The organism is Solwaraspora sp. WMMA2056 (assembly GCF_030345095.1).
Lineage (GTDB): Bacteria > Actinomycetota > Actinomycetes > Mycobacteriales > Micromonosporaceae > Micromonospora_E.
In genome coordinates this window covers 4877720-4901390 of record NZ_CP128360.1, presented here as the reverse complement: position 1 = coordinate 4901390, position 23671 = coordinate 4877720, and the positions used below count along the sequence as shown (strand labels likewise).

Below are 23671 nucleotides of genomic sequence, written 5' to 3'. Positions count from 1 at the left end.
GCCGTTTCGTCAGGGTCAGTCGGGCCGACCGTGGATCAGAGCCGGAAGTACGAGTTGGTGGTGGAGCTGTTGTACGGGGAGTAGTTCCAGTAGTGGTACATCAGGCCGAGCTGGCCCCACTTGGACCGTACGTAGTTGCCGGTGCCGACCCAGATGCCGGAGTGGTCGTCACTGGCGTACGACAGTTTCATGTTGGAGAACCACTGGTACGGGATCTGCCAGCGGGTATAGCTGCCGTCCTGCCAGTAGCGGTCGTCCCCGGGGGTGTTCATCCACCGGTCGTTCGCGCTGGAGGTGCTGTACCAGGCGTACGAGTGGCAGTTGTACTTGCGCGAGGCGTTGCGTTCCCGCGACGCCGACGGATAGTTGGTCGCCACGTAGCTGTTGTAGCTGCTGATCTGGGCGCTGGTCAGCTCGGACGTCATGGTGATCACCGAGACGGCCGAGCCGTTGGGGGTGTAGACGGTGCTGGCGTAGTCCAGCGTCCCGACGTCGTCGCTGACCGGGTGGGCGACGCTGGGGTCGGTCAGGTGCGCCCGTACGGCCGCGACGGTGGTTTCCACCGCGCCCGGCCGCAGCTGCACAGCTTCGCGCAGCAGCTCCGAGCGGGACCAGTCCCAGCTCTCCCGGGTGGCGAGCGCGCGACCGAGGAGCACCGCGGTCGGTTCCAGGCCGGCCTGGCCGTACGTCGTGGCATCGGTCTGCTTGGCGCGGTGTACGGCGAGGCCGAGCCGTAGCAACTCCTCGGACTGCGCGGCGGTGAGGGTGGCGAGCACCTGCGGCTGGGCGAGGACGGTCTCCAGTTTCCACACGGCCAGCGCCCGGTCGCCGGCGTCGGCGAGGGACTCACCGCCGCGGGCCGCGACGTTCAGGGTCCGGTAGCGCGTGAGCAGTTCCTGGCCGGCGTCGGGGCGGCGGAGCAGTTCCTGTAGTCCGGTGAAGCGGGCGGTGACGGTCTCGAAGCCGTGTTGGACGCTGTTGAAGGCCAGGGCGTCGGGCAGCAGCGGGTACGCCAGGACGGCGTCGACGAGCAGCGGGGTCCGCAGGACGGCGGCGGTCTTGGCCGGCATCTGTACGGCGTCGACCATCTCCTGGTGGCTGCCGAGCGCGCGCCACTGCGCGGAGCCGGGGGTCACCTGGTAGGTGAAGGGTCGGTCGGCGGCCGAGACCGGGGTGCCGGGCGTGAGGGTGGCGACGAGGGCGCCGGTGACGGCGGCGACGAGGGCGCGCCGGGTCAGGCGGGCAGGACGGGACATCCGTGATCCTCTCGACGAAGAACGGGTGCGGCACCATCATGATTCAGATACTTCGATTGATGCCGACTTCGAAAAGGTAACAAGATCCACAATGGATTGTGACGTCCCGGGCGCAAGCCAGAGATGGTCAATGTCAGTGAGCCTTTGCGAGTAACGGTTCGCGACTGGGTGTAGTGCCGGTACTCGGCTCAGGTGGTTCGGTTGTGCTCGATGTGGAGGATGACCAGTGCCGCAGCGACGATGTTCCCGATCTTCCACGGGCACAGGCTGACGTTACGTAAGGCCTTGAACGTCGTCTTGAGCAGGCTGTTCCCGCGTTCACCGACCGCGCGGAGCCGGTTGTGGGCGTGGTTGAACGTCTGCTGCAGGTCGGTGAGCTCACCGTTTTTGGGCTTCTTGAACGCGACGGCGATGGTGTCGGCTTCGCCTTCGTAGCCGAGGTCGGCCAGGGTCCGCATGTTCTCGCGGATCTCGGTGAGGGTGGTCAGCAGGCCGGGGTGGGCGCGCAGGCAGCTGGTGTCGTGTTCCCGGCCGGGGCGTACCGGCGAGGTCCACAGCGGCCAGCCGTCCGGGGCGGTCAGGACCTGGATGTTGCCGCCGTGGTTCTTGTGCTTGGCCGACCACCACAGGTCGACGCCGGGGGTGGGACCCGGGGTGGCGATCCGGTCGGTCTCGATCAGGGTTCCGTCGAGCAGGACGTGGTCGTAGCCGGCGGCCTTGGCCGCCGGCAGCGCGCCGTGTAGGCCGGGTGCCTGGGCGGTCAGGACCGTGATGGCCTCGTGCAGGTGGGCGTACCCGGTGGACAGGCTGATCGTGTTGTCGCGGGCCAACTGGCTCATCCGGGTGCCGTCGAGCAGCCAGCGCAGGACCAGCACGGCCTGGCGGAAGCAGGTCAACACCCGCCGTCCCCGGCGGGTGCCGCGCCGGAGACGTTCGGCGTGCAGCAGTCCGGAGAGGTGGAACACGGTCTCGTCGCGTACGGGCAGCGTTGCGGTATAGGTGATACTCATGAGCGGCGCGGGACTCCGGGGTCGTGGTCTGTGAGAGGAACACTTCGTACCGGCGTTCCGCGCCCTCATCGTTCATCCCGGCTCACCAGGGCGATTCCCACACATCTTGACCGTTCCGGACACCGCGCCCGGTGATCAGAGCCTTACCCGGAAAGGCTCAGTGGCCGCACAGCATGAACCGGGACGCCAACGGTGACGGTGACTTCTTCGACCCCGGTGACACCGACGTCATCCGGGACTCGTTCATCCGGGCCAGGCAGGTCGTGCAGGCCGGCGGGCTGTCCACCAAGCTCTGTATCAACGACTACGACGTCGAGGGCCTGACGGTCCGGGGCGGTACCCCGAACCGCAAGTCCGACGCGCTGTACGAGATCGTCCGTAACTACCGGCAGTACATCGACTGCGTCGGGTTCCAGGCCCACTTCAACGACAACCCGAACAGCATCATCACCGACGACCTGCAGGCCAACATCCAGCGCTTCGCCGACCTCGGCGTCGAGGTGCACCTATCCGAGGTGGACATCGACGACGACCTGAGCAACAACGACATCGGCGCGGGTCAGGCGGAGAACTACCGTAAGGTCGTCCGGGCCTGTCTGAACGTCGAGAAGTGCACCGGCATCACCGTCTGGGGCATCTCCGACAGTGAGTCGTGGCGCTCCTCGGAGCGGGGTCTGCTCTTCACCGGCGGTAACGGCAACTACCAGAAGAAGGCCGCCTACCATGCGGTCCTCGACGAGCTGAACAAGGGCCGCACCGTCGTCACTCCGCCGCCGACGACCGCGCCGCCGACGACCCCGCCGCCGAACCCGTCCGGCTGCTCGGCCACCGTCTCGCTGAACTCCTGGCCCGGTGGCTTCGTCGCCACCGTACGGGTCACCGCCGGCAGTTCGTCGATCAACGGGTGGAGCGTCCAACTGACCCTGCCGTCCGGGGCCACCGTGACCAACGCCTGGAACGCCAACCGCAGCGGCAACAGCGGCACCGTCCGGTTCAGCAACGTCAGCTACAACGGCGCGGTGGGCGCGGGCCAGTCGACCGAGTTCGGCTTCCAAGGGACCGGGACAGCGACCGGTATGACCCCGGTCTGTACCGCCTGAACGCCTCCTGTCCTGGACGGGCCGTCCGGGCCCGTCCAGGACAGGGAGAGCACCCGTCACACCGCACTGGGGCCCGGCGCGACACGGGGACCGGTCGGCCGCAAGCGTGATTCGACTACTCTCGCCGCCGTGGACACCACCAAGGTCGAGGCGCCCGTCGTCGGCGTCACCGCATATCCCGACCGGGCCCGGGTGACCCGGCGCGGCGGGGTCCGCCTGGCGGCTGGTCGGCACCGCGTACGGGTGGCTCCGCTCCCGCTCGGCCTGCGCCGGGACTCGGTCCGGGTCGGCGGTCGGGGCCCGGCCACCGTGCTCGGCGTCGACGTGACCACGTGGCGACAGGCCCGCAGCGGCGACGCGCAGGTCGTCGGCCTGGAGCGGCGTCGCCGTGAGCTGGCCGACGAGTTGGCCGGGGTCGACGACGCGGACGGCATCGAGCAGCAGCGTGGGGAGTTCCTGGCGAAGTTGGCCGAGCGGGCCGGGGGCACCTACGCCCGCGCGCTGGCCGCCGGCGACGCGACGCCGGGCGACGTGGCCGACTTCACCGACGCGGTGGCCACTCAGCTCACCGACTCGCGGGCCCGTCGCCGTGGCCTGGCCCGTCGGCGTACCGAACTGACCGAGGAACTGGCCGCCGTCGGGCGGGATCTCGCCGCCGCGCAGGGCAAGCGTGAGCCGGACCAGTTGGCCGTCGAAGTGGTCGTGGCAGTGGATGCCGACGATGCCGAAGTCGAACTGGAGTTGACCTACCTGGTGGAGGGGGCCAGTTGGCAGTCCTCCTACGACCTACGGCTGGTCGAGGACACCGTGACGGTCACCTGGTTCGCAGTGGTCAGCCAGAGCACCGGCGAGGACTGGCCGGAGTGCGAACTTCAGCTCTCCACCGCCCGGCCGGCCGCGACGACGGGGGTGACCGAATTGTCGCCCTGGTTTCTCGACCGGCTCCAGCCGGCACCTCCGCTCGCGGTGTCGGCGGACATGCTGGCCGGGATGCCGACACCGAGCGAGGCGGCGGCCAGCGGCCCGGTCCGGTCCGCAGCGGCCCGGCCACGGCTGCGGGAGCGCGTCGCCGACGTCGCCCAGGGGGTCAGCGCGGCCACGTACCGGCCGGCCCGGCCGGTGGCGGTGCCGGCCGACGGCAGCACACACCGGGCCACCGTCGCCGTGTTGGAGCTGCCCGCCAGGCTGGACCACGTCACGACGCCGGTGGTCACCGCTGAGGCACATCTGCGGGCCACGGTACGCAACACCTCGGAGCACACCCTGTTGCCTGGGCCGGCAGCGGTGTTCCACCACGCCGACTTCGTCGCGTCCGCCAGGCTGCCGATGTGGGCGCCGGGTGAGGAGACCAAGTTGGCGCTGGGGGTGGACGACCGGCTCAGGGTGGAGCGGAAACTGCATCGGCGTGTCGAGACCAAGGCAACGCTCGGGTCGACCCGACGGCGTGAGGTGGAGTACCGGATCATCGTCGGCAACCACACGACCCGCCCCGCGAACGTGGAGGTGCGCGATCAGCTTCCGGTGGCGCGTGACGAGGCGGTGGTGGTCCGGGAGACGGTGGTCGTACCGCCGTCGGTCGAGCGTACGGAGCTCGGTGAGTTGACCTGGCGGCTGTCGCTCGCTCCGGGCGAGATCGGCGAGATAGCGCTGGGCTTCCGGGTGGAGCTGGCCAAGGGGGTCGAAGTCGCCGGCTGGCGCGAGTAGCCCACGGCACGGTGCCTGCTGCCGGTGCCGATCCGGAGCGGGATGGTTCCTGAAGATCCGGAGCGGGATCGTTCGCGACAACATGAAAGGGACGCCGTCATGCCCCTGTCGGACCCGCAGGTCCTGCTCGCCTCCTGTACCGCGCTGCCGGAAGGCGACGGCGACGAGGCGGAACTGGTCGACGCACTCGGCCATCGGGGAGTCGCCGCCGCGTGGCGACCGTGGGGTGGTCCGGTCGCCCCGCAGACCCTGGTCGTGCTCCGCGCCACCTGGGACTACCCGGACCAGCCCGCCGCCTTCCTCCGGTGGTGCGCCGAGGTGCCGCGGCTGGCGAATCCGGCTGAGCTGGTGCGGTACAACGCCGACAAGCGGTACCTGCTCGACCTCCAGTCGGCGGGGGTGGCGACCATCCCGACGACCGTCGTCGACCCCGGCGACCCGGCGGCGGACGCACCGGAGTCGATCGCAGGTGGTGCCGAGTACGTCGTGAAGCCGGTGGTCGGCGCGGGGTCGCGGGGTGCCGGGCGGTTCGGGCCCGGAATGGCGGACCAGGCCCGCAGCCTGATCCGGTCACTGCACGAGCAGGGGCTCGCCGCCCTCGTGCAGCCCTACCAGCAGGCGGTGGACACCGATGGTGAGCAGGCCCTGGTCTTCGTCGAGGGTCGGTATTCGCACGCGTTCTGGAAGGGACCGATGCTGGCCCGAGGTGCCGTCGACACCGTGGGCGAGCTCTACCTGGCCGAGCGCCTCGCCGCCACGACGCCGGACAGGGCGACGCGCGCGTTGGCGGAGCGCGCACTCGCGGTGGTCGCGCGCCGGGGTGGGGTGGTGCCGGAGCAGTTGCTCTACGCGCGGGTGGACGTGGTACGCGGCACGGGTGGCCCGTTGGTGCTGGAGGTGGAGTTGATCGAGCCCAGTCTCGGATTCCGGTACGCCGACAGCGCCGCTCTGGACCGCTTCGCCGACGCGATCGTCGCCCGCGTGAACGGTTCCACTCTCAGCACTGGATGACCGAAGTTTTTCGGTCCAGAGTGGGCGGTTCCGCAGTGGCGTGGTTAGGATGTCCTGTCGTCGACACGTGCCCAGCCGTACCGGGGTGCGGTAGGCGTCGCCGGGTCCGACCCCGGACACCCCACCCTCCAGGAGCCGTGACATGTCCGACACCGACCCCGAACTCGCCTCGAAGCTCCAGGTCGACGTGCCGCATGCCGCGCGGATGTGGAACTACTGGATGGGCGGCAAGGACAACTTCCAGGCCGACCGGGATGCCGGTGACGCCGTGGCCAGCGTCTACCCGGAGATCGCGGTGATGGCCCGGCAGTCCCGGCGGTTCCTCATCCGCGCCGTGCGGTTCCTGGCCGCCGAGGCTGGTGTCCGGCAGTTCGTCGACGTCGGGACGGGGCTGCCGACGATGCAGAACACCCACGAGGTGGCCCAGGGCGTCGCGCCGCAGTCGCGGACCGTCTATGTCGACAACGACCCGTTGGCGCTGGTGCACGCCCGGGCCCTGCTGACCAGTTCGGGCGCTGGCGGAGCGGTCACCTACGTGGACGCGGACTATCACGACCCGGAGCGGATCCTCGCTGGGGCGAGGTCGGTGCTGGACCTGCGGGAGCCGACGGCGGTGCTGTTCATGGGGGTCCTTGGGTACGAGCCCGATCTCGACGTTGTCCAGTCCATCGTGGATCACCTGATGGGCACCGTCGCGTCGGGAAGCTTCCTCGTGTTGTGGGACGGCACCGACACCAGTCCTGCGGTGGTACGGGGTGCCGAGAAGCTGGTGGAGAGCGGGGGAGTGCCCTACGTCCTGCGCAGTCCTGAGCAGCTCGCCGAGTGTTTCGAGGGTCTGGCCCTGGTGGAGCCGGGCCTGGTGCCGATCACCCGGTGGCGGTCGGACGACCCGGACGCTGGCCACATCGACGCCTACGGCGCGGTGGCCCGTAAGCCCTGACGGTCACCCGGTGGTCGGGCCGAGCGGCCCGATCCTGGCCATGTCGATGTCCAGGTCGGCTCGGTCGCGGCTGCTGCTGATCAGTGCGGCGTTCGGGTCGTCGACGGCTCGGACCCAGTCGCGGGCGGCCTGTTCGGACTTGCCGAACTCGACGTGCCGGCGGACGAGCCGGTCGCGACGAAGGTCGTCGTCGAGGTGGCAGTACCACACCTCGGCCAGCTCGGCGCGGACCTGCGGCCACGGCGGCTCCGCGGCGAGCAGGTAGTTGCCCTCGGTAACCACCAGGCGTACCTGTGGGTCGACCGGGATGGTGCCGGCGATCGGCTGTTCCAGGTCGCGGGCGAAGCCGGGAGCCCAGATGGTCCTGTCGTGGTCGGCCCGGATGCGGCGCAGCAGCGCCAGGTAACCGTCTGCGTCGAAGGTGTCGATGGCGCCCTTGCGGTCCCGGCGGCCGAGTTGGCTCAGTGCGGCGTCGGACAGGTGGAACCCGTCCATCGGCACGGCGGCGACCGCCTCGCCGTGGCGGGTCAGTTCGTCGACGAGCGCCGCCGCGAGGGTCGACTTGCCGGCGGCGGGGCAGCCGGTGATGCCCAGCACGTGCCGGCCCTCGGTCGGCACGAGCCGACGGGCGTGCGCGACGAGTTCAGCGAGCATGCGTCAGCCTAGCTGCCGATCGCGGGCCACCATTGACAGGACTCCGTGTCCCAGTTAACACTGTCGATCTCAGCTGGCAATTTCGTCGTAACTGCCGCCGATCGTGATTGTTAACGCAAACATAGGAGTGTCTGGATGCGACACCGCGTTGGCCCGGTCCTGGCGGCGATGCTCTGCCTCGCCGTGATCGCCGGCACCGGTGCACCGGCCGGCGCCGCGCCGCTGCCGACCGGGACGCACTCCCTGGAATCGGTGAACTACCCCGGGCGGTACGTTCGCCACCTGAACCAGGCCGTCCAGCTCGAACCGGTCACGCCTGCCAGCCCGGTACAGGCCCGGCTCGACGCCACCTTCACCATCGTCAGCGGGCTGGCCACCCCGGACTGCTACTCGCTGCAGACCCGCGACGGACTGTTTCTGCGACACCGCGACTGGCTGTTGCGGGTCGACGTCAACACCGGCGACGCCGCCTTCCGGCGCGACGCCACCTTCTGCCCGGTCGACGGGTCGGTCGCCGGCACCGTCGCGCTCGCGGCGTACAACTATCCGACGCACCGGATCCGGCACCGCGACTTCGGTCTCCGGCTCGACGCGTACCAGGACTCCGCCAGCTTCCGGGCGGACAGTTCGTTCCGGCTCGCCCCGCCGCTCGCGCCGGCGACCAACCAGGGGCCGGCCATCCCCGGGCTCTTCGCCGACCCGCACCTGACGATCTTCAACGGCCGGTACTACCTGTACCCGACGACCGACGGCTACGCCGGCTGGGCCGCCCCGTACTATCAGGCGTTCTCCTCACCGGACCTGGTCAACTGGACCGCCCACGGGGTGATCCTGGACCACGGTCCCGACGTGTCGTGGGCCGACGACTCCGCCTGGGCGCCGGCGGTCGCCGCCCGCGACGGCCGCTACTACCTCTACTTCTCCGGGGGTGCGGCCAGCGGCGACCCGGTCAAGCACCTGGGCGTCGCCGTCGCCGACACCCCGACCGGACCGTTCCGCGACGCGCTCGGCCGGCCGCTGATCCGGGGCGGCCAGTACTCCGGTCAGGCCATCGACCCGATGGTCTTCACCGACGACGACGGCCGTTCCTACCTGTACTGGGGGCAGGGCGCCGCACGGGTCGTCCCGCTCGGCACCGACATGGTCTCGTTCGATCCGGCGCAGGTGCGCCTGATCACCCCGGCTGGCTACAACGAGGCGCCGTTCGTCTTCAAGCGAAACGGCACCTACTACTTCATGTGGTCGGAGAACGACACCCGCAGCGAGGACTACCAGGTCGCGTACGCCACCGGGCCGTCACCGCTCGGCCCGTGGACCGCCCGGGGTGTGGTGCTGCAGAAACGCCTCGTCGACGGAATCAAGGGCACCGGACACCACTCGGTGATCCGGATTCCCGGCACCGACACCTGGCGGATCGCCTACCACCGGTTCGCCGTACCGGCGGGCAACGGCACCAACCGGGAGATCGTCATCGACCCGCTCGAGTTCGCCGCCGACGGCACCATCCGCCCGATCACCCCCAGCCGCTGACCGGACCTCAAGCCAGCCAGACCCAAGTCCGACCCGAGCCCACCCCCTGGGAGCACCGATGCCACGAACCGCCGCGCGGCTGGGCGCCATCGCCCTCGCCGCCTGCCTGCTGTTCACCTCCTGGACCGCTGTCACCCCCCAGCGGGCCGCCGCCCTCGACCCGTTCACCGGATACCTCATGGTCCACTTCACCGGCGAGTCGGCCAACGGTGAGCAGATCCACCTGGCCCACAGCACCGACGGGCTGCGCTGGACCGACCTCAACAACGGCGGGCCGGTCCTGCTCTCCACGGTCGGTACCCGGGGGGTCCGTGATCCGGTGATCATCCGGTCGCCGGCCGGCGACCGGTACTGGATCATCGCCACCGATCTGCGGATCGCCAGCGGTACGTCGTGGAACGACGCGGCCAACCGGGGCAGCACGTCGATCGTCGTCTGGGAGTCGAACGACCTGGTCAACTGGTCGCCACCCCGGCTGCTCAACGTCGCCGCCGGCATCGCCGGTGCGGGTAACGCCTGGGCGCCCGAGGCCATCTGGAACCCGGCGACCGGCGACTACGTCATCTACTGGGCGACCAACTCGTCGCGCGACGGAGTGACCAAGCACCGGATCTGGTACGTACGGACCAGCGATTTCCGCACCGTCACCAGCCCGCAGCTCTACATCGACCGGGGCAGCGGCCAGGGCATCATCGACACCCAGATCATCGAGGTGCCGAACAACGTCGGCGGCTACCGCTACTACCGGGCCTCGGCCGACGGGCACATCACGATCGAGGCGAGCAACTCGATCCTAGGCGGCTGGACGACCCTGGGTAACCTGTCCCACCTGGGCATCTCCAACGGCACCGGCGGCGGCAACGTCGTCGAGGGGCCGATGTGGGCGCAGTTCAACGGACGTAACGAGTGGGTGCTCTGGCTGGACCAGTACGCCACCGGGCGCGGCTACCTGCCGCTCACCTCGACCAGTCTGGGCAGCACCCGCAACTTCCAGGTCCGGTCGGACCAGAGCATGGGCGGCACCCGTAAACGCCACGGCTCGATCCTCAACCTGACCGCCGCCGAGCAGTCCCGGGTGCTCGCCCGCTGGGGCTCCACCGTGCCGGTCAACCGAATCCAGTCGTACAACTACCCCGACCGCTACGTGCGGCACGCCAACTTCGACGTGCGCATCGACGCCACCGTCAGCCCCGCTCAGGACGCCCAGTTCCGGCTCGTGCCCGGTCTGGCGGCCAACTCCGGGTACGTGTCGTTCGAGTCGGTCAACTATCCGGGTCACTACCTGCGGCACTACGGCTACGACTTCGTCCTGGCCGCCAACGACGGTACCGCCACGTTCGCGGCGGACGCGACGTTCCGTCAGGTGACCGGCCTCGCCGACGCCGGCTGGTCGTCGTTCCAGTCGTACAACTATCCGCAGCGCCACATCCGCCACTACGGCTACCAGTTGCGGCTCGACCCGATCACCGACGCCGCAGGCCGTGCCGACGCGACCTTCCGGGTGACGAGTTGATCATCGCGACGCGCGCTGATCACCGGTGACCGGATCACCGTGACCGACCGCCGACCGGCTGGCCAGTCGACCGCCGCGCAGCGGTCGACTGGCCAGCCGGTGCCCCGTCGGCCAGACTGACCCGGTGGATGAGCAGACATCGGCGGTCCGGTCCGCCGTCGTGGTCAACCCGGCGAAGGTCACCGACCTCGACGGGCTACGGGCGACGGTCGACGGCGCACTGACCGAGGCGGGCTGGGCCGCGCCGATGTGGCTGGAGACGACGGTCGACTCGCCGGGTGAGGCCCAGACCCGCCAGGCCGTCGACGCCGGGGTCGAGGTGGTGCTCGCCTGCGGCGGCGACGGCACCGTGATGGCCTGCGTGGCGGGCCTCGTCGGTTCCGACGTGGCGCTGGCCATCCTGCCGGCCGGCACCGGCAACCTGCTGGCGGCCAACCTGGGACTCTCCACCGACCTGACCGCCGGCATCGAGGTCGCGGTGGAACGGGCCACCCGCCGACTCGACGTGGGCCGGCTCGACGACGGCCGCTACTTCGTGGTGATGGCCGGCATGGGGTTCGACGCGAAGATGCTCGGCGCGACGTCCGAGCAGGCGAAAGCGAGGATCGGCTGGCCGGCGTACGTCGCGGGGGCGCTGCGGCACCTGCGCGACCGGCCGATGTCGGTACGGGTCCAGGTCGACGACCGGCCGCCGGTGGCCACCCGGGCGCTGACGGTCCTCGTGGCCAACGTCGGTCGGCTGCAGGGCGGGGTCACCCTGCTGGCCGACGCCGAACCCGACGACGGGCAGCTCGACGTCGCCGTACTGACCCCGCGGACCCTTCGGCACTGGCTGGCGCTGGGCTGGGCGGTGCTGCGGCGGCGCCAGCGGGTGCCCCGGATGCAGGTGCACCGGGGGCGGACCGTGTCGGTCGTCAGCGACCGGGTGCAGCCCCGTGAACTCGACGGCGACCTGATCGAGCCCGACCGTACGTTGCGGGCCACCGTACAGCCGGCGGCACTGCTGCTGTGCGTACCGGTCCCAGCGCAGGATCCGGACCTCGCCGTCGACGCGGACGCCGCCGCCCGGCGCGGCGAGCGGCTCGTCGACCGGGCCCGCACCGACCAGTGAACCGGGCCGGTATCTGACCGGTGGCCCCGGGACCACCGGTCACCGGGTCACCGGTTCTCGCCGTGTCCCAACCGGGCGAGCAACCGGGTGTGGTTGCGGCGGCGGTGCTCGGCCCGCCGGCCGAGCGCGTCGGCCCGCCCCCACCGCCCCGGTACGTCGAGCAGTTCGATACGGGCGATCGACGACGGCAGGCACGGGTCCACCCCGAGATGGTCGTGGTACGGCGTGAGGCCGAGCATGGTGCGCAGCAGGAGCAGTACGGCCCCGGCCGACCAGCCCTGTGGACTGCACGCCGTCGGGTACTCGACCGGATAGCCGGTCAGGTCGCGCCGGTAGCCCGCGAACGCCTCCGGCAGCCGGCCGTCGAAGTACTCCGACGCCTCGATCATGCCCTCGGCGATGCGTGCCGCCTCGTCGGCGAAACCGTACCGCCGCAGACCCCAGGCGATGATCGAGTTGTCGAACGGCCAGACCGTGCCGACGTGGTAGCCGACCGGGTTGTAGCGGGCCTCGGTCTCGGCCAGGGTACGCACCCCCCAGCCGGAGAACATCGCCGGGCCGAGCAGGTGGTCGGCGACCTTTCGGGCCCGCGACGGCTCCACGATGCCGCTCCACAGCAGGTGCCCCATGTTCGACGCGAGCGCGTCGACCGGGGTGCCGTCGGGGTCCAGCGCGAGCGCGTAGTACTCACCGTCGGCGACCCAGAAGTCCCGGTTGAACCGGGCCTTGAGCTCGGCGGCCTGCCGTTGCAGCTGGTCGGCGTACACGGGGTCGTTCCAGAACTCGCGGGCCAGGCGGGCGCCACGGATCTTGGCGTCGTAGGCGTACCCCTGTAGTTCGCAGGTCGCTCGCGGCAGCGCGGACAGCCGGCCGTCGCGGTACGAGATCGCGTCCCACGAGTCCTTCCAGCACTGATTTTCCAGACCGTTACGGGTGTTGCGCCGCCAGTACGAGAGGTAGCCGTTGCCGAGCAGGTCGCCGTACTCGTCGATCCAGCGCAGCGCCGCGCGGGCCTGACGTTCCAGACCGCGTACGAGGTCGGCGTCGCCACTCCAGCGCTCGTACTCGTCGAGCAGGATCACGAACAGCGGAGTGGCGTCGGCGGACCCGTAGTAGGGCGTGTGCGGCTGCTCCTCGAACGCTGCGGACTCGCCGTAGCGGAACTCGTGCAGGATCTTCCCGGGCTCCTCCTCGCGCAGGTCGTCGAGGCTGCCACCCTGCAACGAGCCGAGCAGCCGCAGCACCGGTGGGGTCAGCCGGGGCAGGAACGGCATCGTCTGCAGGCTGATGAAGATGCTGTCGCGACCGAACAGCGTCATGAACCAGGGCAGCCCGGCGGTGGGTATCGGACCGGTGGCGGTCAACGATGCGTACCGCATCGCGGCCAGGTCCACCAGGCTACGCTCGTACGCGGTCTTGAGCTGCTCGCTGTCGGCGTGCAGTTGCGGGGCCCGGTCGATCCAGTGTTCCAGCTCCTGGCGCAGCTGTGGTCGGGCCCGGCGCCGGTAGGCTCCCCACACCGTGGGGGAGTCGGCGTCCCCACCGTTGAGGATCGGTTCGACCTGCAGTTCGGTGTGCCACTGGCCGCGTGGCTCCAGATGGATGTCGAAGGTCATCCCACCCTCGTCGACGTTCGCTGGCGCGGTGCTGGTCACGATGGTGTCCCGGCGGAACGTGTCGCGCTGGTAGGTGTAGCGCAGGGCGTCCCGGTCCACCTGCACCGAGGTGGTGCCGCGCTTGCGCTGCACCTCCTTGATCTCGAACAGGTCGGCGAAGTCGCTGGCCATGTCCACCCGGACGGTGATGGTGGTGGCCACGACGTCGTGGTTGAGCACCGTCAGTCGTTCGACGAATGTCGCGCCGATCGACTGTTCCCGGATCACCGAGACCTTGGCGTCGACGTAGTGGGTGGGCCGGCCCGGTACCAGGAAGAACCGGGTCTCGAAGAAGTGCAGGTCGTCGCGAGAGAGGACGTTCAGCGGCGCGTCGTCGACCCGGAGCAGCCAGGTCGACAGGAACCGGGTGTCGAACGAGAACAGTCCGGTGGGAAAGTCCGGCGAGAGGGTGACGTCTCCGCGTTCGTCAGTGACGACGAACGTGTTCCCGTCCAGGATGCTGACGGTCTTCTCGTTCATGCTCGGCGGCTCCCTTGCGGGCGAAGTCCCTCGGATGCTGTCCGGACGGAGCGTCGGCGAACAGGGCCCGGGAGATCTGGTCGGCGATCCCCAGATCCCCTTCGACGACGAGGCTGTTGCGAAACAGCAGGGGGATGAACCGGTCGTCGCCCCGGGCCAGTCGGTCGAAGGTGGTCCGGTCACTGCGGATGATCGAGTCCGGCTCGGACCCGGTCGACGACACCTGCACCTTCCCCCTGTCGAGCAGGACAAACCAGCTCGTGGTGCGGCCGTCGTCGAGCACGTCCAGTCGTACGGTGCCGCGCATCCGGGGCGGCAGCCGGTTCACCACCGCCGGGTCGTTGCGTCCCAGCAGGTCGAGCGCGTCTTCGATCGTATCGGCCACGGTGCCGCACCCTCCCGTTCAGAGCGTCACCTGGCGAACCTAGGCCGGGCGACGACGGCCGCACATCACCCGGTCCGGGTGAATGCGCACCCGCCGTGAGCCGGTCAGCGGGCGGTCCGGTGACCGGGTGAGCCGGTGGCCCGGCGATCGGGGTGAGTGGTGCAGGGCCGATCGGTCGACGAATCCGCAGCAACGGATCTCCTACCGGGCGGCCCGATCGATATAGCCTGCCGTCAACGCGAATGATCATCTATCGGATGGTCCGCCTAGAGGAGGCTCTGTGTCACCAGCACGTCTACGGCGCCTGCGACGCGCCGTGGCCGCCGGCAGCATCATCGCGACGACCGTCGTGGCGACTCTGGCCGTACCGCCATCGGCGGCGATGGCCGCCGGCGGCCCGTACCGCGCCGTCGCGGTGCCGGTCACCACCCCGCGGGCGGCGTCGGACGTCACGGTCGTCGCTGACGCCTACGTCGTGACGATGCGGCCCGGAACCGACGCGACGGCACCGGTACGCGCGTTGCGAACCACCGCGACCAGGTACTTCCGTACCGCACTCAATGGATTCTCGGCCCGGCTGACCGCTGCCCAGGTCGCCGAACTGGCTCACAACGGCAACGTGCTGCGGATCGAGCGGGACGTGTTCCAGAGCGACGTCGTCGATGCTGTCCAGACCGATCCGCCGTCCTGGGGTCTGGACCGGATCGACCAGGTGGGACTGCCGTTGTCGGCCAGTTACCGCTACACCGCGACCGGAGCGGGGGTGCACGCCTACGTGATCGACTCGGGCATCCAGGCCGATCATCCGGATTTCGAGGGGCGGGCCCAGTTCGTCCACAACACGATCGACGACAACGACGTCGACTGCAACGGTCACGGGACCCATGTGGCGGGGACGCTCGGTTCGGCGACCCACGGCGTGGCCAAGAACGTCCGGCTGTACGGGGTGAAGTGGCTGGACTGTTCCGGGGGTGGGACGTTGTCGGCGGCGATCGCCGCGGTGGACTGGGTGACCGCCAACGCGGTCAAGCCGGCGGTGGCGAACGCCTCCTGGAACTACACCTACAGCGCGACGCTGGCCACCGCGCTGACCCGGATGATGGACAGCGGTGTGTTCCTCGCCGCGTCGGCCGGCAACACCGGGGCCGACTCGTGTGACCGGTTGCCGCGCAATCTCGCGGCGACGCTGGTGGTCGGTGCCTCCACCTGGACCGACGCCCGGGCCAGCTTCTCGTCGACGGGATCGTGCGTGGACATCTACGCCCCGGGATCGGCGATCGTGTCGACCTATCCGACGTCGACCACCAGGTCGGTCAACGGTACGTCGATGGCTGCGCCGCACGCGACCGGGGTCGCTGCGCTGTACAAGTCGATCTACGGTGACGTGCCCCAGTCGACGGTGCACAACTGGATCGTGGCCAACGGGGTCCCTGGTGCGGTCTCCGGGAACCTGGCCGGCACGCCGAGTCTGCTGCTGAACAAGCGCTGGTTGTGACGCGGCCGGACCGCCTGCGTCTCACGCAGGCGGTCCGGCACGCCGGGGTCGGCCGGGCACCCGGCCGACCCCGGCGTGCCGGACCGCTGTCAGCCGGTGCCGAGCAGGTCAATGAAGCGTCGGGTGTCGATGTTGCCGCCGGAGATGACGACGCCGACCCGGGCGGGCATCGGGTCCAGCCGGTGGGTCAGCAACGCGGCGAGACCGGTGGCACCGCTGGGCTCGACGGCCATCTTCAGCCGGTCGAACGCGAACCGCATCGCCGCGCGGATCTCGGCGTCGTCGACCACGACGACGCTGTCGAGCAGCCGTCGGTTGATGGCGAAGGTCAGTTCGCCGGGAATCTCGGCGGCCTGGCCGTCGGCGATGGTGCGGGGGACCTCGATGGCGACCCGGTGGCCGGCCGCCAGGGACCGTCGGGTGTCGTCCCCGGCGGCGGGTTCGACGCCGACGACCCGGATGCCCGGGCTGACGCCGGTGGCCGCGACGGCGGTGCCTGCGGCGAGCCCGCCCCCGCCGACCGGCACCAGTACGGCGTCGAGCCGACCCGCCTGTTCGATCAGTTCCAGTGCGGCCGTGCCCTGCCCGGCGATCACATGCGGGTGTTCGTAGGGAGGGATCAGCACCGATCCACGTTCCGCGGCGAGTGCCGCACCGATGGCGACCCGGTCGCCGGTGTACCGGTCGTAGGTGACGATCTGCGCGCCGTAGCCGGTGACGGCGGCGACCTTCGACGTGGGCGTGTCGGTGGGCATGACGATGACCGCGGTCGTGCCCAGTTCCCGCGCGGCCAGCGCGACGGCCTGGGCGTGGTTGCCGGAGGAGTAGGCGACGACTCCGTGCGCCAGTTCGTCGGGGGACAGGCGGGAGATCGCGTGGTAGGCGCCACGGAACTTGAAGGCACCGACCCGTTGCAGGTTCTCGCACTTGACGAAGACCTCGGCACCGACCAGTGCGTCCAGCGTGCGTGAGCGCAGCACCGGCGTACGGTGCGCGACTCCCGCGATCCGCGCGGCGGCGGCGCGGACGTCGTCGAGGGTGACGGACGACAACTGCGGCATGGTGCTTCCTCCCGGAGCTAGGATCTGACACAGTTTCATACAGCGGTCGGGCGAGTCGCAGCTGACCGGCGGGTGTCCATGCCGCATGTCCGGGCGCGGTCGGGCACCTCGACGCCGCAGCGCGACAGGTACCGCTGACGTCGCGCCCGCGACCCAGGTGTGGTCGTGGGTCGCGGCTGACCGGCGCGTGGGCCGGAACCGTTCGGGGCGTCGAGTCGGGGCCAGGGTGGTCCGCCGACTGTCCGATGCTGCACCCGATGGCCACCGTTCCGAAAGATTTTCGGTGCTGTCGATCGTGGTGTGCCGACGGTTGGCCGCTTTGACGTGCGCCGATGTCGATCGGGGCCGGTGCGGCATGGCTGAGTTCAACATTGAGTTTCCGGAATATTTCCGTTAGCATCCGGGCAGAACTTCGACCATGGTCGATGCGTGGCCGAGGTTTGTGCCGTCCACATCCTGTACCGAGAGGCAATCACCGACATGACAGACCATCACGCCAGCAGATCGAGGAGAAGGGGACCGCGGGCCGCCCTGGCTTCGGTCGCGGTGGTGGCCCTCGCGGCCGGCACCGCCCTGCTGTACGCCAGCTCCGCCAACGCCGCCGAGTCCACCCTCGGGGCGGCCGCCGCCCAGACCGGCCGGTACTTCGGTGCCGCCGTCGCCGCCCACAAGCTCGGTGATTCGACGTACGTGAACATCCTGAACCGGGAGTTCAACAGCGTCACCGCCGAGAACGAGATGAAGATCAACGCGACCGAGCCGCAGCCGAACCAGTTCAACTTCACCAACGGGGACCGGATCGTCAACCACGCCCTGGCCCGGGGCATGTCGGTACGCGGTCACACCCTGGCCTGGCACTCGCAGCAGCCGGCCTGGATGGAGCAGATGGAGGGCACCGCGCTGCGGCAGGCGATGCTCAACCACGTCACCCGGGTCGCGTCCTACTACCGGGGCAAGATCCACTCCTGGGACGTGGTCAACGAGGCGTTCGACGACGGCAACTCCGGTGCCCGGCGTAACTCGAACCTGCAGCGCACCGGTAACGACTGGATCGAGGCGGCGTTCCGGGCCGCCCGGGCGGCCGACCCGGGTGCGAAGCTGTGTTACAACGACTACAACATCGACAACTGGTCGTGGGCGAAGACCCAGGCGGCGTACAACCTGGTGCGGGACTTCAAGCAGCGGGGTGTGCCGATCGACTGCGTCGGTCTGCAGTCGCACTTCAACCCCCAGTCGCCGTACCCGTCGAACTACCGCACCACGCTGTCGAGCTTCGCCGCGCTGGGTGTGGACGTGCAGATCACCGAGCTCGACATCGAAGGCTCGGGGCAGGCACAGGCCAACGCGTACCGGGGTGTGGTCAACGACTGTCTGGCGATCGCCCGATGCACCGGGATCACGGTGTGGGGCATCCGGGACAGCGACTCGTGGCGGTCCTACGGCACGCCGCTGCTGTTCGACAACAACGGCAACAAGAAGCAGGCGTACGACGCCACTCTCGCCGCGCTGAACAGCGGCACCCCGCTGCCGACCACGGCGCCGCCGACGACCGCGCCGCCGACCACGGCACCCCCGACGACCGCGCCGCCGACCACGGCGCCACCGACCACGGCACCACCACCGCCCGGCAACTGCTCCGCCACCGTCTCGCTCAACCAGTGGCAGGGTGGGTTCGTGGCGACAGTGCGGGTCACCGCCGGCTCCTCGGGCACCAACAGTTGGGCGGTGACCATGACGATCCCGTCCGGGGCCGCGGTCACCAACACCTGGAACGCCCAGGCCAGCGGCAGTACCGGCTCGGTGCGGTTCGCCAACGTGTCCTACAACGGCCGGATCGGCGCCGGGCAGTCGACCGAGTTCGGTTTCCAGGGCACCGGCAGCGGCAGCGGGATGACACCGACCTGTAGCTCCAGCTGACCGACCCGATCACCTGGCCGGCCGGTGCGCGAGGAATGACACCCTCGTGCACCGGCCGGCGGCACGTGTCCGCCACGCCGGCCCGGCTTTCCGGCCCGGCGCGGCCCTGTCGGGGGCTGCGGTTACGCTCGTCAGGCGGTGGCCCGCAGGCCACCGGGTCCCGCCCGTCGGCGTCCGTGCCGGCGTGGACAGGGGCGCGCTGGCCGGCACCCGGGAGTTCGACGCGTTGACTGCACAACCTGAGACGCTGTACGGAGCAGACGACCTCACCCACCTCGAAGGGCTGGACGCCGTCCGTAAGCGGCCCGGCATGTACATCGGCTCGACCGACAGCCGGGGCGTCGGTCACCTGCTCAACGAGATCCTCGACAACGCCACCGACGAGGGGATCGCCGGGCACGCCAGCCGGATCGAGGTCACCCTGCACGCCGACGGCTCGGTGCAGATCGACGACGACGGCCGGGGCATCCCCACCGACGTGCACACCCGGTCCGGGCTGTCCGGCGTCGAGTTGGTGCTCACCCGGCTGCACGCCGGCGGCAAGTTCGGCGGCTCCGGCTACAAGGCCTCCGGCGGACTGCACGGTGTCGGCGCCTCGGCGGTCAACGCCCTGTCCCTACGGTTCGACGTACGGGTCAAGCGGGACGGCCGGGTCAGCGAGATGTCGTTCCAACGGGGCGTGCCGGGGGTGTTCGACGGCCCCGGCCCCGCGGCCCCGTTCACCCCCGAGTCGGGGCTGCGGGCGGTCGGCCGGATGAAACGGGGCGAGGCCACCGGCACCTGCGTGCGGTACTGGTACGACGCCCGCTACTTCGACGCCGGCGCCGCGTTGGACGTCGAGGCCGTCCGGACCCGGCTGCGCAACACCTCGTTCCTCGTCCCCGGCGTCACCTACGTGCTTCGCGACGCCACCGGGACGGAGCCGGTCGAGGAGGTCTACCACCATCCGCGTGGGCTGGTCGAGATGGTGGAGTTCCTGACCCCCGGCGGGGACAAGCCGGTCTGCGGCACCCTGCTGATCACCGGTTCCGGCACCTACAAGGAGAACGCCGCCGACGCCAACGGCGTGATGCAGTCGGACGTGCAGCGTCGGGCCGAGATCGAGGTCGCTCTCTCCTGGGGCACCGGCTACGAGCGGATCGTCGAGTGCTTCACCAACACGATCCGCAACGTGCACGGTGGCACCCACCGGCGCGGCTTCGAACGCGGCGTCACCCGGGCCGTCGTCGACGCCGTACGCAACACCCGTGGGCTGCTCAAGCCCAAGGAGGACGCACCGACCGTCGACGACGTGCTGGAAGGCATGACCGCCGTGGTGCACGTGCGGATCCCGGAGCCGCAGTTCACCTCGCAGACCAAGGACGAACTCTCCACCGCCGGGATCACCCGGGTGGTGCAGGGCATCGTGGAGCGGCACATCAAGACCTGGGTCGAGGAGCGCAAGACGCGCACCGAGGCTCGGACCGTGCTGCAGAAGGTGGTCGACGCGGCCCGGGTCCGGCTCACCCAGAAACAGCAGAAGGACGCCGCCCGGCGCAAGACGGCGCTGGAGGGCGCGTCGATGCCGCCGAAGCTGGTCGACTGCCGGTCGACCGGGCTGCAGCGCAGCGAACTGTTCATCGTGGAGGGCGACAGCGCTCTCGGCTCGGCCCGGATGGCCCGGGTCGCCGAGTACCAGGCGCTGCTGCCGATCCGGGGCAAGATCCTCAACGTGCAGAAGGCCAACCTGGCCGACACGTTGCGCAACGCGGAGGTCGCGGCGATCGTCCAGGTCCTCGGGGCCGGCACCGGGCGCACCTTCGACCTGGCCGCCATGCGGTACGGCCGGGTGATCCTGATGGCCGACGCCGACGTCGACGGCTCGCACATCCGTACTCTGCTGATCACCCTGTTCGCCAAGTACCTGCGCCCGGTGATCGAGGCGGGTCGGCTCTACGCGGCGATGCCGCCCCTGCACAAGATCACTACCAAGGGGCGCAACGCGGAGACCATCTTCACCTTCACCGAGGCAGAGATGGAGCAGACCGTACGGCGGCTGACCCGGTCCGGGCGGCAGGTGGTCACCCCGGTGCCCCGGTTCAAGGGCCTCGGTGAGATGGACGCCGACGAGTTGTGGGAGACCACCATGAACCCGGCTACCCGCTCCGTGCGCCGGATCACCCTGGCCGACGCGGAGGTCGCCGACCGCACCCTGGAGCTGTTGATGGGGGAGAAGGTCGAGCCCCGCCGCAACTGGTTGATCGACTCCGCTGGTCGGGTCGACCAGGAGAGCATCGACGCCTGAGCAGGCCCCGCTCAATCGAGGAAGCGTTGGAAACGTAGATGGCACGCAGCAAGAGCAAGCAGTCCCGGGTGGACCTGTCCGCGTTCGACCAGGCCGGCGCCCGGATTCTGGACAACCCGCTGGAGACCGAGATCCAGGACTCCTACCTGGAGTACGCCTACTCGGTCATCTACGCGCGGGCCCTGCCCGACGCGCGCGACGGCCTCAAACCGGTGCACCGGCGGATCCTCTACTCGATGAGCGAGCAGGGCCATCGTCCCGACCGCGGCTACGTCAAGTCGGCCCGGGTGGTGGGCGATGTGATGGGCAAGTTCCACCCGCACGGCGACACCGCCATCTACGACGCGATGGTCCGGATGGCGCAGGACTTCTCCCTCAACGTGCCGCTGATCGACGGGCACGGCAACTTCGGCTCGCCCGACGACGGCCCGGCCGCCAGCCGCTACACCGAGGCGCGGATGTCGCGCCCGGCGATGCTCCTTGTCGGTGAGCTCGACGAGGAGACCGTCGACGTCAAGCCGAACTACGACGGGTCGCTGACCGAGCCGAAGGTGCTTCCGGCGGCGTTTCCGAACCTGCTGGTCAACGGGGCGTCCGGGATCGCGGTCGGGATGGCGACCAACATGATCCCGCACAACCTCGGGGAGGTGGTGGCCGCCACCCGGTGGCTGATCCGCCACCCCGACGCCACGCTGGACAAGCTGATGGAGTTCGTGCCCGGCCCGGACCTGCCCACCGGCGGTCTGCTGCTCGGCCTCGACGAGGTGCGCCGGGCCTTCGAGACCGGCCGGGGCGTGGTCCGGATGCGGGCCAAGGTGCAGATCGGCCCGCTGGAGGGCAGCCGTGGCCGGCAGGCGATCACCGTCACCGAGTTGCCGTACGGAGTCGGCACCGAACGGATCATCGAAAAGATCACCGAAGAGGTCACCAAGACCAAACGGCTGCAGGGCATCGCCGATGTCAAGGATCTCACCGACCGGGAGAACGGCACCCGGCTGGTCGTCGAATGCAAGATCGGCGTCAACCCGCAGGCGCTGCTCGCCGACCTCTACCGGTTGACCCCGATGGAGCAGTCGTTCGGGGTGAACAACCTGGTCCTGGTCGACGGGCAACCCCGTACGCTGGGCCTCAAAGAGCTGCTGGAAGCGTTCCTCGCCCATCGCTACGAGGTGGTGACCCGACGCAGCGAGTTCCGCCGCCGCAAACGCGCCGAGCGGCTGCACCTCGTCGACGGGCTGCTCATCGCCCTGCTCGACATCGACCGGGTGGTCCGGCTGATCCGGGCCAGCGACGACGCGCAGTCCGCCCGCGACGCCCTGATGGCCGAGTTCGGGCTGAGCACCGTGCAGGCCGGCTACATTCTCGACACCCCGCTGCGGCGGCTCACCCGCTTCGACCGACTGGAGCTGGAGACCGAGCAGGAGCGGCTGCGCGGCGAGATCACCGAGCTGTCGCGCATCCTGGACGACCCGGCGGTGCTACGCAAGGTGGTCTCCGACGAGCTGGCCCAGGTGGCGAAGCAGTTCGCCGCCCCCCGCCGTACCACCCTGGTCGACGGTGACCTCAAGGAGGTGCTGGCCGCCTCCGTACCGGCCGGGCCGCTGGAGGTCGCCGACGACCCCTGCCAGGTGATCCTGTCGGCGACCGGGCTGGTCGCCCGGACCGTGGCGCAGAGCGAGGAATCCGTCGAGGACGCCCGCCGCAACAGCCGGGAACGCCACGACGCCGTCGCGGCGGTCGTCCCGGCCACCGCCCGGGGCCAGGTGCTGTTGATCACCAGCGCGGGTCGGGCGATCCGCACCGACGTACTGCCGCTGCCGGTGCTGCCCCAGCGGGCCGGCACGGTGTCGCTGTCCGGCGGGATGCCCGCCACCGAACTCGCCGCGCTGGGCCCGGGTGAGCGGGTCGTCGGCCTGGCCCCGGCGGCCCAGCGGGACACCCCCGGGCTGGCGCTGGGCACCCGCCAGGGGGTGGTGAAGATCTGCGCGCCGGAGTGGCCGGTCCGCGCCGACGAGTTCGAGGTCATCGGCCTGCGCGACGGTGACGAGGTGGTCGGCGCCAGTTGGCTCGCCGACGGCACCGAGAGTCTCGCGTTCGTGACCACCGACGCCGCCCTGCTGCGGTTTCCCGCGAAGCTGGTCCGCCCGCAGGGGCTCAAGGGCGGCGGGATGGCCGGGATCAGTCTCGCCACCGACGCCCGGGTGCTGTTCTTCGCGGCGGTACGCACCGACGACCCGGCGCACGGCGAACCGATGGTGGTGACCTGCACCGGGCGTGGCGTGAAGCTGACGCCGTTCGCCGCCTACCCCGCGAAGGGCCGGGCGACCGGCGGCGTACGGGCGCAGCGGTTCCTCAAGGGCGAGACAGCGCTCGACCTGGCCTGGATCGGTTCCCGTCCGGTCGGCTCCACCCAGTCCGGCGAGTCGGTGGCGTTGCCGCCGGTCGACCCGCGCCGGGACGGCTCGGGCAGCCCGGTGATGCTGGTCCCACAGGTCGTCGGGCACCTGCTGGAACGCGGCTGACCGATGGGTGCGCCCTGACGGACCACGCCGTGGCCGGGGCGCA

The 23671-nt window shown here is 70.2% G+C and carries 17 protein-coding genes; 11 read left to right on the top strand and 6 right to left on the bottom strand.

The annotated features are described in order from the left end of the window. Positions 1-35: 35 nt before the first annotated feature. Both O7608_RS22080 and O7608_RS22075 read right to left on the bottom strand, forming a co-directional pair. Positions 36-1256 (bottom strand): hypothetical protein, encoded by a 1221-nt coding sequence (locus O7608_RS22080; protein WP_289206423.1) that lies wholly within the window; start codon positions 1254-1256, stop codon positions 36-38. Between the two features lie 188 nt (positions 1257-1444). Then, positions 1445-2266 carry an HARBI1 family protein gene (locus O7608_RS22075; RefSeq protein ID WP_289206422.1) on the bottom strand — a complete coding sequence of 274 codons (822 nt, stop codon included), beginning with the start codon at positions 2264-2266 and terminating at the stop codon, positions 1445-1447. Between the two features lie 173 nt (positions 2267-2439). On the opposite strand from O7608_RS22075, the gene O7608_RS22070 reads away from it, so the two are divergent. From O7608_RS22070 to O7608_RS22055, 4 genes are all read left to right on the top strand, one after another. Further along, positions 2440-3366 (top strand): endo-1,4-beta-xylanase, encoded by a 927-nt coding sequence (locus tag O7608_RS22070; protein ID WP_289206421.1) that lies wholly within the window; start codon positions 2440-2442, stop codon positions 3364-3366. A 129-nt stretch (positions 3367-3495) separates the two neighbouring features. Next, positions 3496-5070 carry a DUF4139 domain-containing protein gene (locus tag O7608_RS22065; RefSeq protein ID WP_289206420.1) on the top strand — a complete coding sequence of 525 codons (1575 nt, stop codon included), beginning with the start codon at positions 3496-3498 and terminating at the stop codon, positions 5068-5070. A 99-nt stretch (positions 5071-5169) separates the two neighbouring features. Continuing rightward, on the top strand, positions 5170-6081 hold the full coding sequence (locus O7608_RS22060) for an ATP-grasp domain-containing protein (protein ID WP_289206419.1): 912 nt from the start codon (positions 5170-5172) through the stop codon (positions 6079-6081). A 142-nt stretch (positions 6082-6223) separates the two neighbouring features. Beyond that, entirely contained in the window at positions 6224-7021 is a 798-nt protein-coding gene (locus O7608_RS22055) for an SAM-dependent methyltransferase (protein WP_289206418.1), read from the top strand. Positions 7022-7024: 3 nt separating this feature from the next. Here the strand turns inward: O7608_RS22055 and O7608_RS22050 are convergent, their stop codons facing one another. Next, complete coding sequence (locus tag O7608_RS22050) at positions 7025-7675, bottom strand: nucleoside/nucleotide kinase family protein (RefSeq protein WP_289206417.1); 651 nt, start codon at positions 7673-7675, stop codon at positions 7025-7027. A gap of 135 nt (positions 7676-7810) precedes the next feature. Here O7608_RS22050 and O7608_RS22045 point away from each other — a divergent pair, with 135 nt between their 5' ends. The 3 genes from O7608_RS22045 to O7608_RS22035 all read left to right on the top strand — a co-directional run bounded on the left by O7608_RS22045 (position 7811) and on the right by O7608_RS22035 (position 11829). Then, entirely contained in the window at positions 7811-9205 is a 1395-nt protein-coding gene (locus tag O7608_RS22045) for a family 43 glycosylhydrolase (protein ID WP_289206416.1), read from the top strand. A gap of 58 nt (positions 9206-9263) precedes the next feature. Continuing rightward, positions 9264-10718 (top strand): glycoside hydrolase family 43 protein, encoded by a 1455-nt coding sequence (locus tag O7608_RS22040; RefSeq protein ID WP_289206415.1) that lies wholly within the window; start codon positions 9264-9266, stop codon positions 10716-10718. Between the two features lie 124 nt (positions 10719-10842). Beyond that, entirely contained in the window at positions 10843-11829 is a 987-nt protein-coding gene (locus O7608_RS22035; RefSeq protein ID WP_289206414.1) for a diacylglycerol/lipid kinase family protein, read from the top strand. A 47-nt stretch (positions 11830-11876) separates the two neighbouring features. On the opposite strand, the gene O7608_RS22030 is transcribed toward O7608_RS22035, so the two are convergent. Both O7608_RS22030 and O7608_RS22025 read right to left on the bottom strand, forming a co-directional pair. Next, positions 11877-13964, bottom strand: a complete 2088-nt coding sequence (locus tag O7608_RS22030; protein WP_289206413.1) for an amylo-alpha-1,6-glucosidase — start codon at positions 13962-13964, stop codon at positions 11877-11879. Beyond that, positions 13912-14349, bottom strand: a complete 438-nt coding sequence (locus tag O7608_RS22025) for an SCP2 sterol-binding domain-containing protein (protein WP_289206412.1) — start codon at positions 14347-14349, stop codon at positions 13912-13914. The genes O7608_RS22030 and O7608_RS22025 overlap by 53 nt, the downstream gene beginning before the upstream one ends. 280 nt (positions 14350-14629) lie before the next feature. Here O7608_RS22025 and O7608_RS22020 point away from each other — a divergent pair, with 280 nt between their 5' ends. Beyond that, positions 14630-15844, top strand: a complete 1215-nt coding sequence (locus O7608_RS22020) for a S8 family peptidase (RefSeq protein WP_289206411.1) — start codon at positions 14630-14632, stop codon at positions 15842-15844. An 89-nt stretch (positions 15845-15933) separates the two neighbouring features. Here the strand turns inward: O7608_RS22020 and O7608_RS22015 are convergent, their stop codons facing one another. Further along, positions 15934-16905 carry a pyridoxal-phosphate dependent enzyme gene (locus O7608_RS22015; protein WP_289206410.1) on the bottom strand — a complete coding sequence of 324 codons (972 nt, stop codon included), beginning with the start codon at positions 16903-16905 and terminating at the stop codon, positions 15934-15936. Between the two features lie 480 nt (positions 16906-17385). Between O7608_RS22015 and O7608_RS22010 the strand changes: the two genes are divergently transcribed. From O7608_RS22010 to O7608_RS22000, 3 genes are all read left to right on the top strand, one after another. After that, positions 17386-18822, top strand: coding sequence for an endo-1,4-beta-xylanase (locus O7608_RS22010; RefSeq protein WP_289206409.1), 1437 nt, complete (start codon positions 17386-17388; stop codon positions 18820-18822). Positions 18823-19048: 226 nt separating this feature from the next. Continuing rightward, entirely contained in the window at positions 19049-21106 is a 2058-nt protein-coding gene (locus O7608_RS22005; protein ID WP_289210982.1) for a DNA gyrase/topoisomerase IV subunit B, read from the top strand. Positions 21107-21144: 38 nt separating this feature from the next. Continuing rightward, positions 21145-23628 (top strand): DNA gyrase/topoisomerase IV subunit A, encoded by a 2484-nt coding sequence (locus tag O7608_RS22000; protein ID WP_289206408.1) that lies wholly within the window; start codon positions 21145-21147, stop codon positions 23626-23628. The last annotated feature ends 43 nt before the right edge of the window (positions 23629-23671 follow it).